The 11334-nt window shown below is 65.1% G+C and carries 10 protein-coding genes; 7 read left to right on the forward strand and 3 right to left on the reverse strand.

Translation table 11 applies throughout. The features are described from left to right. The first annotated feature begins 17 nt into the window (after nt 1-17). A complete protein-coding gene (locus GobsT_RS37325) occupies nt 18-1187 on the forward strand; it encodes a leucine-rich repeat domain-containing protein (protein ID WP_010040791.1) in 1170 nt (389 codons plus the stop codon). Between the two features lie 41 nt (nt 1188-1228). Here GobsT_RS37325 and cysK read toward each other — a convergent pair whose 3' ends face one another. Continuing rightward, nucleotides 1229-2221, reverse strand: a complete 993-nt coding sequence (gene cysK / locus GobsT_RS37330) for a cysteine synthase A (protein WP_010040788.1) — start codon at nt 2219-2221, stop codon at nt 1229-1231. A 307-nt stretch (nt 2222-2528) separates the two neighbouring features. Between cysK and GobsT_RS37335 the strand changes: the two genes are divergently transcribed. Continuing rightward, on the forward strand, nt 2529-3107 hold the full coding sequence (locus tag GobsT_RS37335) for a hypothetical protein (protein ID WP_010040784.1): 579 nt from the start codon (nt 2529-2531) through the stop codon (nt 3105-3107). A gap of 48 nt (nt 3108-3155) precedes the next feature. Here the strand turns inward: GobsT_RS37335 and GobsT_RS37340 are convergent, their stop codons facing one another. Together GobsT_RS37340 and GobsT_RS37345 are read right to left on the reverse strand one after the other, a co-directional pair. Next, nucleotides 3156-3770: a Uma2 family endonuclease gene (locus tag GobsT_RS37340; RefSeq protein WP_010040782.1), complete on the reverse strand. Its 615-nt coding sequence runs from the start codon at nt 3768-3770 to the stop codon at nt 3156-3158. A 73-nt stretch (nt 3771-3843) separates the two neighbouring features. Beyond that, on the reverse strand, nt 3844-5265 hold the full coding sequence (locus GobsT_RS37345) for a DUF1501 domain-containing protein (protein ID WP_010040779.1): 1422 nt from the start codon (nt 5263-5265) through the stop codon (nt 3844-3846). 338 nt (nt 5266-5603) lie between these two features. On the opposite strand from GobsT_RS37345, the gene GobsT_RS37350 reads away from it, so the two are divergent. From GobsT_RS37350 to GobsT_RS37370, 5 genes are all read left to right on the forward strand, one after another. After that, complete coding sequence (locus tag GobsT_RS37350; RefSeq protein ID WP_010040776.1) at nt 5604-6434, forward strand: MotA/TolQ/ExbB proton channel family protein; 831 nt, start codon at nt 5604-5606, stop codon at nt 6432-6434. Between the two features lie 87 nt (nt 6435-6521). Next, nucleotides 6522-7001 (forward strand): ExbD/TolR family protein, encoded by a 480-nt coding sequence (locus GobsT_RS37355; RefSeq protein WP_010040769.1) that lies wholly within the window; start codon nt 6522-6524, stop codon nt 6999-7001. Between the two features lie 96 nt (nt 7002-7097). Next, nucleotides 7098-7625, forward strand: coding sequence for an ExbD/TolR family protein (locus GobsT_RS37360; protein WP_010040766.1), 528 nt, complete (start codon nt 7098-7100; stop codon nt 7623-7625). A gap of 229 nt (nt 7626-7854) precedes the next feature. Next, nucleotides 7855-9393, forward strand: coding sequence for a hypothetical protein (locus tag GobsT_RS37365; protein WP_010040764.1), 1539 nt, complete (start codon nt 7855-7857; stop codon nt 9391-9393). A gap of 115 nt (nt 9394-9508) precedes the next feature. Beyond that, entirely contained in the window at nt 9509-11128 is a 1620-nt protein-coding gene (locus tag GobsT_RS37370; RefSeq protein ID WP_010040762.1) for a prenyltransferase/squalene oxidase repeat-containing protein, read from the forward strand. Nucleotides 11129-11334 lie beyond the last annotated feature (206 nt).

Raw genomic sequence — 11334 nt, forward strand, 5'->3', positions numbered from 1 at the left:
CCGAAGGCGCGATCGTCATGTTGCGGGTGTTGCTGCTCGGGGTTGGTACGGTCTGGAGTTTCCCGGCCCGCGCGGGCGACGAAACGGCGGCCGTTCAGTTCGTTGAAAAGTCGGGCGGGCGGGTGTTCCTATCGGACGGTGCGGTAACCGGAGTCGACCTGTCTGGCGCGAAGACGTTTACCGATGCCGGGCTCAAGGAACTCAGCTTGTTCGCCGGTCTGACGAACCTCAACCTCACTAACACTCAGGTAACGGACGCCGCGTTAAAAGACGTGGCCCGGTTCCCGAAGTTGACCGTTCTCAACGTCTCCTACACACAGATCACGGACGAAGGGTTGAGGGAAATTGCAGGCCTGACGGAGCTGACGGACCTCGTCCTCGATTACACGAAGGTGTCTGGCAGCGGCCTCAAACACCTGGCGGCCCTGACCAAACTGAGGACACTCTCACTCGGCTCAAAAATTGTAACTGATGCCGGGCTGAGGGGACTGGTCGGGGTGCGCGGGCTCCGCCAACTCGACCTACGAGAGACCAGCGTCACCGACGCGGGACTGAAAGAAATCGCTCCGCTCTCGGAACTCAAAACCCTCATGCTGGTGAACGCGCCGGTGACCGGCCCCGGCCTCAAGGACCTCGCGCTCCTGACCAAGTTGCAGTTCTTGTTCCTGAGCGGGACGCGAATCACCGGTGACGGGTTGAGCGAACTGACCGGCCTCAAGAGCCTCAGGTTACTTGAACTCGGAGGCACGCCGCTCACGGACGCGGGGCTGAAACAGTTGGCCGGGTTCGACACGCTCGGCCACCTCGGCTTGTCCAACACCAAGGTCACCGGCGCGGGGCTGAAAGAACTTGCCGCCCTCAAGCAGTTATCCGGACTCGACCTCGGCTCCACAAAAATCACTGACGCGGATCTGAAAGAAATCGCGGCACTCACGAACCTCACCGGGCTCACGATGCGCGACACACCAGTAACGGACGCCGGCGTCCGCAACCTGGCCCCGTTAACCAAACTTCGGCGCCTAAATCTGACGCACACGAAGGTGACGAACGCGTGCGCGAAGACACTCGCCACGTTCAAGCACTTAACCAGCGTTGATTTGCACCAAACCGACGTGACCGAAGAGGGAGGGAAAGAACTCAAAGCGGCACTGCCGAATTGCCAATTCATCATCAGCCAGCGGAAGTAGGGCCGCGGGGCGGTGGTCTGTGCCCCGCCCCACGGGGCCGGTCAATCCTGCGGGTACAGCGCGGTGCTGAGGTACCGCTCGCCGAGGTCCGGCAGCACCACCACGATCACCTTCCCGGCGTTCTCGGGGCGGTGGGCGATTTTCACCGCCGCGTGGGCCGCGGCGCCGCACGAGATGCCGCACAGCATCCCTTCTTCTTTCGCGAGCCGCCGGCCCATCTCGAAAGCTTCGTCGTCGGTCACCTGAACGACCTCGTCGATGATCGCGGTGTTCAGCACGTCCGGCACGAACCCGGCGCCGATGCCCTGGATCTTGTGCGGCCCCAGCGGCTTCACCTGGTCCTTCGGCACCCCTTGAACGATGTGCTGCGTCAGAACCGGGCTTTGCGTCGGTTCGACGGCGATACACTTCACCGACGGCTTGCGCGACTTCAGCACCTCGCCGCACCCGGTGATCGTCCCGCCGGTACCGACGCCCGACACCAAAATGTCGATCGTTCCGCCGGTCGCGCGCCAGATCTCCTCGGCCGTCGTGCGGCGGTGGACATCGGGGTTCGCCGGGTTCTTGAACTGCTGCGGGATGAACGCCTTCGGCTCGCCGCCCGCTTCCTGGAACATTTCCATCGCCTTCGACACGGCGCCTTTCATTCCCAGCTCGCGTGGCGTCAGGACGAGTGTGGCGCCGAGCGCCTTCAGGAGGCGCTGGCGCTCCAACGACATGCTTTCGGGCATCGCCACCGCGAGTTTGTAACCCCGTGCAGCGCACGTGAACGCGAGACCGATACCGGTGTTACCGCTCGTCGGTTCAACGATGAGCGTGTTCGGCCCGATCTTGCCGGCTTTCTCCGCGGCGTCGATCATCGCCACCCCGATGCGGTCCTTCACCGACCACAACGGGTTGAAGTTCTCCAGCTTACCGATCACCGTGGCTTTCGCGTCACCCACTACCTTCCGAAGGCGGATGCACGGAGTGTTCCCGAACGTCTGCGTGATGTCGTCGTAAACGTGACCGCGAAAGGTGGTATCGGTGGCCATTGAAGGTTCCCCCCGCTCGAAGAGTCAGAATGCTGAGTCAGGTTCTATTGTATCGGGAAATGTAAGCTCGCGAAGAAGCGCGGGCGTGCGAAATCGCCCTCAGCCGGTGACAGTCAGTTCTGCCTTCGGGTCACAGTCGAGCAGCGCGGCGTAATCGGGAATCTGATGAGAGGCGTGTGCGCGTGGTACAGGGCACCGCCGCAAAGGGTTAACGTTACAGGGCGCCAAGCACTATTGAGCCGAGAGCGGGCCGAAATTCCGGAGTAGTGTAACTTTCCGACGGAGAATTGTTCGCTCCGGAAACTTGTTGTACCGTATCGGGACCGCCGGCACCACCAACACGCCCGAGAACGAGCCGATGAGCGCGCCCGAGTACGTTCGCGTCCCGTGTTCCGAGTGCCAAGCCAACGTCAAGGTTGAAACGGCCGACCTCGGCGAGTGGGTTACTTGTCCGAAGTGCGATCAGGACTTTGTCGCGAAAGACCCAAACGCACCGAAACCGAAGCCGAAGGCACGCCCGGTTGCGCGAAGCGATGACGACGACCGCCCGCGCCGTGGCAAAAGTCGTGGCCCCGCCAACGACTTCGACTTCGACCGCGCGGTGGGCGAAGAGGACGATGAAGATGACCGCCCGCGCCGCCGTGGGCCGCGCCCGGGAACGTGCCCGAATTGCGGGAACCGCCGATCCACAAAGGTGTCATTCACGTGGTGGGGCGGGCTCATCGGGCCAGCGATCTTTGGATTGGTGTCCTGCACCCGGTGCCGCACGCAGTACATGAAGAACAGCGGCCAAAAGCTCGGGGTGCTTCAAATCGGCTTGTACTCTCTGGCCGTCTTTGCGATCGGCGTGGGCGTATTTTTCGCCCTTCAGTTCGCCGCGCGGTAACCGGCACCCGTGCGGAATGCGGTGCGCGCACGAAACAGCAGCGAACAATCACGGGAGCAAATCGGCGACGGGAATCGAGGTGACCGTCGTGCCGTCGAGAACGAGCGGAACCGCGTCGCCGGGTGTGTAGTTTTGCACAGAAGCGTAGGCCGGAGCGGCGCCCGGGCCGGACGGTTGCGTGTGAACCTCGACCCGGCGCTCTTCAAGATTGATGATCCAGTAGCAAGCGACATTCGCGCGGGCGTAAATGCGGGCCTTGTCGCGCTGGTCGCGGAGCAGCGACGCGTTCGCAACTTCGATCACCAGCGCCGTGTCATCCGGGGTCGGGTGTCGCGTCGTGTAATCGGCCGGGTCTTCGCGAACGACCGCGAAATCCGGCTCCGGGCGACTATCAGAAAGTGCCAGCGTGCCCTGTTCGCGGATATCCCATCCTGTCGGTAGCGCACGTGAGAGTCGCTTACGAATACGGAGTGCCGTGCCGTCGTGCGCAGGATTCTTGGGCATCTTGAGCACCACGTAGTTTTCAAGCAGTTCGACGTCGTCGTCCGGCGTAAAGATCCCCGCCCCAACCATGCGGTCGTACCGCTCGGTTGAGAACTTCGCGATCGACGCCTCGTTCAGGAACGTCGGCGTGAAAGGCGCGGCGGTCAGTACAGCGGACATGTGAGCCCTCCTTGAGCGTCCCCCGATTTATACCGCGAAGCAGCGCCGCCCCTCCAGCCGGGTTGACGCGCCGTTACGCCACGGGCATCGGGTCGGCGTGGTAGAGGTGGTGCGGGCGGTTCTCCGCGTCGTGCCACGCCGCCGTCTTCGGCAACCCCAGTGCGCTATAAATGGTCGCCGCGAAGTTTTCCGGCGTCTGCGGATCGGTCGCCGGGAAGCCGCCGTTCTTGTCCGATGAGCCCACCACGCGCCCTCCGCTCACTCCGCCGCCCGCGAGCAGAACCGACTGCACCGCGCCCCAATGGTCACGACCCGGCCCCTTGTAGTGTTGCGTCAAGGTGCTGACGCGCGGGGTGCGCCCGAACTCGCCCGCCACCACGACCAGCGTTGAACCGAGCAACCCGCGCTGGTCGAGGTCGGCAATCAGGGCGGACAGCGAGCGATCCGTCGGCGGGAGCAATTTGTCTTTCAGGTGCGGAAACGCGTTCCCGTGCGTGTCCCAGGTCTCGTTGTTGCCCAGGTTCACCTGAACCAGATTCACCCCGGCTTCGACGAGGCGCGCGGCCATCAGCAACGACCAGCCGAACGCGTTGTTGCCGTACCGCTCCACGTCCCGCGGGTCCGCCCGCTTCAGATCAAACGCCGCCCGCACCCGGGCGTCGGTGAGCAGGCTCACGGCGTCGGCGCGCGAGCGGTCGAGCGCGCCCGTGCTGGCGGCCTCGGCTAACGTCTTGCGCTGCCTGTCGAGGTGGGCCAGTACGTCGAGCCGGTCCGCGAACCGTTCCGCCCCGATCCCCTGCGGCAGGCTCAGGTCGGGCAGAGTAAACCCCTTACGCACAGGCTGAAACGGCCGCTGCTGGTGGTCGAACTCGTACTCGGGGTACGCACCGTACGCCTTCGGCTCGAACGCGCTGGCTTCGAGGAACCACGGGTCGCGGGCGCGTCCCATGACGCCCGCGAACTGCCCCGGGATCACCCGACCGGCGTTGTGAACGATCTTGTCCGGCAGCACGAGGGCGGGCGGCAGGTTGTTCCGCGCCCGCGTGACCGCACCGGCGATCGCGGCGAGGCTCGGGTGATCGGTGGGCTGCGGCTTGCTCGGGTTGAAGCCGACCGGCGCGTCCGAGCGGCCGGTGAGCATGATATGGTGCCCCAGCGAGTGGTCGTTCGACTTGTGCGTCAGCGAGCGCACGACGCACCACTTGTCCGAGCACGCGGCGAGCTTCGGCAGGTGTTCGGTGACGCGCAGCCCGGGGGTCTTCGTCGCGGTGGTGCCGAACTCGCCGCGGATCGAATCCGGGGCGTTCGGCTTCGGGTCGAAGCTCTCGTGCTGCGCGAGCCCGCCGGAAAGGAACACGTAAATGACCGCCCGCGCCCGCGGGCTCGGTTCCGCGCGGAGCGCACTCAACGGCGACATTCCGAGGCCGAGCAGGCCGACGGCGCCGGCCTGGATCGCGTCGCGGCGCGTGAGGTGAGGATGGGTGAACGGGGACATGGCGGCGCTCTGACAGGTGGGATCGTTCGACTATCCCGGAACCGCACGGCCGTGTCCAGAGGGTAGCACGAATCGAACAGCACTTTCAGCGCCGGGTAGCGACCTGTGCTGAACAGCGTGTGACCGCGCAGGGGCAAATTTTGTTCGATCCCGCTTGACGAAAGTCGTTTTCTGCCGTCCTATTAAGTCACGGCCGCGGCGCCGAAACGTGTGCTCGCCCTGGGTTCCGATCCGGCGCGGATTGGCGACGGAACTTTTCACCGCGATTCGCGTCCAACGGAAACACGTCGGTTCGGACCGGCTCCGTCAGCGAACACCCGATTCCAGGATTCGCAGCAATGATACGCATCTCCTCTCCGCGGTTACGGTCCGCCGGCCGGTTCCTGTGTGCGGCGGCACTGGCACTGGTCGTCACGGCGATGTTCGCGCAACTGGCCCAGGCCCAGGACGCCCCGACGCCGGCGAGCGGCAAGGAGCAGACCGGCACCGGCCTCATCGTGTTCATGCTCGAGTCTCTCGGGTTCGTGTTCGGCATACCGCTGCTACTCATCTCCCTCGCCATGCTCGCGCTGGTGGTGCTCCTGTTCCTCGACCTCCGCATGGGCTCCGCCATCCCCCCGGGGTTCGTCGACGAGTTCACCGACATTGTGAACAAGCGCAAATTCAAAGAGGCATTTGAAATGGCGCGGAACGACCCGTCGTTCCTCGGCCAGGTGCTGACCGCCGGCATGAGCCGCCTCCAGTACGGCCTCGAGGACGCCCGCGAGGCCGCGATGAACACGCTGGAAAGCATCAAGAGCGACAAGGAGATGAAGAACAACTACAACTCGGTGATCGCGACCGTCGGCCCGATGCTCGGGCTGGTGGGCACGGTGTGGGGGATGATCCGGTCGTTCTCCGTGCTCGCGACCGCGACCCAGGTGAACCCCTCGGAGTTGGCCAAGGGCATCTCGCACGCCCTCGTGGTGACGCTGTTCGGGGTCGCCATCTCGGTGCCCGCGATCTTCTTCAACGCGTTCTACCGGAACCGCATCACTCGCGTAACGATGGACGTGGGCCACATCGCCGACGACCTGCTCACGCAGATGTACCACAACTCGAAGAAGGCCGCGGCCCCGCCGCCCGCGACCCCGGCGCCCGCCAACGGCGCCCCCCCGGCGGCGCGCTAGGACGCCCGGAGCGAGAAGTTAAGGCACGGGCCGGCGGCCCGTAACTCTGGCCCCACGCTCCCCTTCACCCCTCACTGGTCGCCGACCATGAGCCACGGCAGCAGCGACAAGTGCGAACCGAACTTCACCCCGCTGCTCGACCTCGTGTTGCAGCTCGTGATGTTCTTCATGCTGTGCGCCAACTTCGTCATGGACCAGACGAACGTGGACATCAAGCTCCCGCTGGCAACGACCGCCAGGGCGATCGAAGCGACCGAGCCTTACGTGCTTTACCTGAACGTGAACGAAAAGGGGCAGGTGATCTACCCGCCGGGCGCGCTGGGCAAGGACGGCGAGTCGTCCGACAACCCGGTCCAGCTCGCGATCTGGCTGAAGCGCCGGGCCGACGAGGACCGGCTCATTGCCGGCCCCGGTAACGAGGACAAGCCGCTCCGCACGCTCATCGTGCTGCGGGTTCATAAGGCGTGCCCGTTCGAGAAAACGTACCCGGTCATGAAGGCGTGCCGCTCCGCGGGGTACCAGCGGGTTCAGTTGCGAGCCATCCTCGCCGGAAGCGGTCCGGGCTGACGCGACGTCGGCACACGCTCGCCCGCGAACTGCCGGCACGTGCGGCGCGCGCCCAGCGAATTAACGCGGGTGCGAAACGAGAAATGAGTTGGCCCCATGTTGAGGCACACACGCAAGCGCACCGGCACCGATTTCGTCGAGCCGGAGCTGCCGATCACGCCCATGCTGGACATGTCGTTCCAGTTACTGGCGTTCTTTATCCTGACGTTCAAGCCGGCCCCGACCGAGGGCCAGATCATGCTCTCGCTGCCGAAGGAGGACGGCGGGGGACAGGGCGCCCCGAGCCCGGCCGTGGCCGACGCCCCGGTCCATTACATCGTCCGCGTGCTCGCCACCGACGACGGCGACATCGGACAAATGACCCTCAGTCAGGAGGGCAGCGCCGCCGAGCCCAAAGAGCTGAAATCCGGGCTCCACAAGCGCCCGGACGGGTCGGACATGTCCATGCTCGAGGTGTACCAGAAGGAACTTAGCGACCGGGAGCCGCAGAAGCAGCCGATGAAGCTGACGCTCGAACTCCCGCCGCGGCTGTCGCAGGACAACGTCGTTCGCCTCGTGGACACCGGAACCAGCGCCGGGTTCACCGACATTTCGCCCGTGCCCATCGACAAAAAGAACCGGTAAGCTCGGCGCTCCGATCTCGCCCGAGGCGAAGTGCGAGGGCGACTCGGGGCACACGTTTTGCCCTCCGCATTCCGCCCACCGCACTCCCGAACCAGCTCCGGGAGTGCGGTGGGCCGTTCCGTCCGTCTGATTTCCACTTCAAGAGCAACGGCAGAGGGTGTGGGAACCGGATCGGAACCTGGAACTTCTGCCGGTATTTGTCGTCAAATGAGGTGTTGGAGGGGCGCGCATGTCCGCCGGGACCGTGGGAACCGTACCGCTGAAACTCAAGGCCGCCGCGCTCCTCGCGCTCGCGGCGCTGTTCGGCTTCGCGCCCGGTCCGTTCTCGGCGGTAGACTTCGCGAGCGCCCAGCCCACTAACAACTCAAACACGAGCGGCCAGACCAAGGGGGACGGCGAAAAAGAAACGCCCAGTGAGGCGGACCTCGACCGGCGCGACCCGGTGCCGGCCGACTCGCCGCGCCGCAAGGGATACGACAAGCTCCGCATCCCAGACACCGACCGCACAATCTTCACCGAAATTGTGGACTTCAAACCGGTCGCGGCTCAGGACAAGAACCCGCGCGAGTACGACGCCTGGATCGAGTACGTCCTTCACGCGCGAAAGCAGAACGCCCGCGACCTCAACGAGCACGGCATCCGCGACCTGGTCCCGCTCGAGTTCGCCAAATTCCCCCGCGCGTACCGAACCGAGCTGATCCGGTTCGACGGCAAGCTGAGTTGCGTCCGCCGGTTGGTGCCCCCGCCGCAGTTGCGCAGCTCCGGTGTGAAGGATCTGTACGAAGCCCGCCTCGTGCCGCTCGACGAATCGCCGGCCACGCCGGTGTCGGTCGTGTTCACCGACCTGCCGGAGTCGCTCGCCGCGGTGAGCGGCAAGGCGCCCGAGGAGTGGCTCGACGCCGACGGGTGGGTCACCGCCACCGGGTACTTCTTCAAGACCATGAGCGTCGCGGGCGAACAGGGCAGCGCGGTTGTGAACCTGCCGCTCCTCATCGGGAAGGGGCTCACCCCGCTCCCCGGGCCGCCCCCGGGAAGCCCGACCCCGACCGCGCTGGACAAGAGCCTGCGGCTCTACAAGTTCATTCAAGACGACGTGAAGATGACCCGCACCCGGCCGACCGCGGCCACGTGGCCCGAGGTCGCCGCGTACAACCGGGTCGTGCTGCACGCGGCCCGGTTCTCCGCGGAGGAACTGGAGCGCGACGCGGTCACCGACGTGCGGTTCGCGGACCTGTTCGAGGAGCCGCGCATCGGGCACCGGCTGTCGCTCGTCAAATTCGAGGGCCGGCTGATTTCGCTGCGGCGCATGGACTCGAACGACTGGCTCGGCGCCGCCGGCGTGAACCAGCTTTTCGAGGGCTGGCTGATCCCCGATCACGAGCCGCGCGGGAACCCGGTGTGCGTCGTGTTCAGCGAGCCGCTCGAGGGTGTTGACCCGGCCCGGCGCGTTAACAAGTGGGTGACGTTCGCGGGCTACTCGTTCAAGCGCATGCGGTACGAGTCCGCCGAGGAGGACGCCAAGAACCCGTCGAAGCACATCGACAAACTCGCCCCGTTACTGATCGGGAAGAGGCCGATCGGGCGCCGCGACCCCGACCACGCGACGCCCGTGACGTGGAACGCGTTCGCCGAGGGGGCCATCATCGGCGCGGCGCTTTTAATCTTGTGCGCGGGGGTGTTTGCCCTCTGGTACCGCCGCGGCGACCGACAGGCCCGGGCGGAAATGGACGCGGTGCGGGGCCGAAATCCGTTCGACCCGGCAGCGTAAGGGCCGGAACACGATCTATTGGTTGAGTGTCGCGAACCACATCAGCCCACTTGCCGCTTGTCTTGGTGATCCGGCTGCCGCTTGCCGCCCCGGCGCAGCCCCGAGGAGAACGACCGTGAGCGAGAAAAAAGTCAAAGAGCCGAAGGAGGCGGTGATCCGTCGGGTGGAGTTCGCTGAGGAGACCGCTCAGGAGCGGTTCCTGATGAAGTACGTACCGGCGTGCCTCATGAGCGGCGCGATCCACGCCGGCGTGCTCGGGCTGGCGATCCTGTTCTTCGGCTTCCGAACCGCCGAAACCAAGCAGCCGGACAAGCCGCTCACCACCACCGCCGAGAAGTCGGACGAACCCGAGCAGCTGAACCTCACCACCGACGACCTCGGTGTGGACTCCAAAATCGAATCGGCGCTGCCCGAGATCGATCGGCTCGACACGAAGACGGTCGACGAAAAGGTCACGATGGACAACATCGGCCAGCCGACCGTTCAGGACAACGACCTCCAGGGCGCGACGCTCCCGGGCATCTCGGACATCCGCGAGTTCACCACCCCGGGCGTGGCCGGTGACACCGGCTCGTTCATGACGGGCGGCGGCGGCAACGCCGGGGTCGGCAACGCGATGGTCCAGGGCCGGTCGGGGGCGACCAAATCGCGCCTGCTGCGCGAGGGCGGCGGCAACGCGGAGAGCGAGCGCGCCGTGGGGTTGGGGCTGGCGTGGCTGGCCAAGCAGCAAAAGGCGGACGGCGGGTGGACCTACGACCAGGGCCGCAAGGAGGAGCGCGCCGCCGCCACCGGGATGGCGCTGCTGCCGTTCCTCGCGGCCGGCGTGACCCACAAGAAAAGTAAGGAGCACGAGCAGAAGAACTACGACCAGGTGGTTCAAAAGGGGTTGGGGTTCCTGATGAAGCTGTGCTCCCCGAGCGGGGCCAGCGCCGGGCGCATGAGCACCGACGTGTACGCCCAGGGCATCGCCACTATCGCCCTGTGCGAGGCGTACGGAATGACCAAGGACCCGGCCCTCAGGCCGTACGCGCAGGCGTCCATCAACTTCATCCAGCGCACCCAGGGGCCGAACGGGAGCTGGGGGTACGGCAACACCGGCAACGGCGACACCTCGATCGTCGGCTGGCAGATCCAGGCGCTCAAAGCCGCGAAGCTGAGCAAGGAACTGGTGGTCGACGACCGGGTGATCCAGAAGGCCGAGAAGTTCCTCGACCTGGCCGCGGCCGGCTCGCGGAAATCGATGTACGGGTACGCCGACAACTCCGACGCCCAACCGGGCACCGCGCGGACCGCGGTCGGCCTGCTGTGCCGGTATTACATCTCGGGATGGGGACCGAACAAGGACGGCATGATCGACGGCGTCAGCGGGCTGATGAAAGTGGCTCCCCTCTCATCGGCCACCGGAAAGCCGCCCGCTGTTAAAGAGATGTACTACTACTATTACGCGACTCAAGTCGTCCACTTCTGCGAGGGTGACGACTGGAAAACGTGGAACGAAGGGCCGAGACAAGCCGACGGCACCCGTAAAGGCGGCATGCGCGACTGGCTCGTTCAAACCCAGATCCGGGCCGACACGAACGCGGGGAGTTGGGACATCGAAGACGGCTGGATCGGCCGCGGGTGCGGGCGTCTGGGCACGACCTGTATGTGCCTCCTGACGCTCGAGGTCTACTACCGCCACTTGCCGCTCTACAAGCGCGGCGCCGACGGTAAGGCGATCCAAATCATCGATTAGCAGCTCTTTTCAACCGGCGATGGCGACGCGTGGTGCCGTTTGTGCGCAAACGGCACCACGCGTCGCTGCTTTTTAGCCAGATGCGGTCGTTTCTGCCCTCGCTGCCACCTCACATCTTATGGCACATAATCCATTATTTCTTAACGACTTACGACTAAGCTATTGGGCTTTACCGGCAACTCAAAAGTGGGTAAAATACTGACTCA

It is taken from the genome of Gemmata obscuriglobus (assembly GCF_008065095.1).
In the GTDB taxonomy this organism is placed as follows: Bacteria; Planctomycetota; Planctomycetia; order Gemmatales; family Gemmataceae; genus Gemmata; species Gemmata obscuriglobus.